Source organism: Paenibacillus sp. 10L310 (assembly GCF_056395745.1).
This window is the reverse complement of the sequence record NZ_JBFTKC010000069.1, coordinates 1-440: the sequence shown is the minus strand read 5'-3', so window position 1 is coordinate 440 and position 440 is coordinate 1. Positions and strand designations below refer to the sequence as shown.

The window sequence follows — 440 nt, the reverse complement described above, 5'->3', positions numbered from 1 at the left end:
TTGTTGGGATTGGCTCCATCTCGCGATTTCGCARCCCGTTGTACCGGCCATTGTAGTACGTGTGTAGCCCAGGTCATAAGGGGCATGATGATTTGACGTCATCCCCACCTTCCTCCGGTTTGTCACCGGCAGTCTATCTAGAGTGCCCACCCGAAGTGCTGGCAACTAAATATAAGGGTTGCGCTCGTTGCGGGACTTAACCCAACATCTCACGACACGAGCTGACGACAACCATGCACCACCTGTCTTGAATGTTCCGAAGAAAAGGTACATCTCTGCACCGGTCATTCAGATGTCAAGACCTGGTAAGGTTCTTCGCGTTGCTTCGAATTAAACCACATACTCCACTGCTTGTGCGGGTCCCCGTCAATTCCTTTGAGTTTCAGTCTTGCGACCGTACTCCCCAGGCGGAGTGCTTAATGTGTTAACTTCGGCACCAA

The 440-nt window shown here is 51.7% G+C and carries 1 rRNA gene; it reads right to left on the bottom strand.

What is annotated here, in order from left to right:
* Nucleotides 1–440, bottom strand: a 16S ribosomal RNA gene (locus tag AC1DE7_RS31850); the annotation flags it as partial.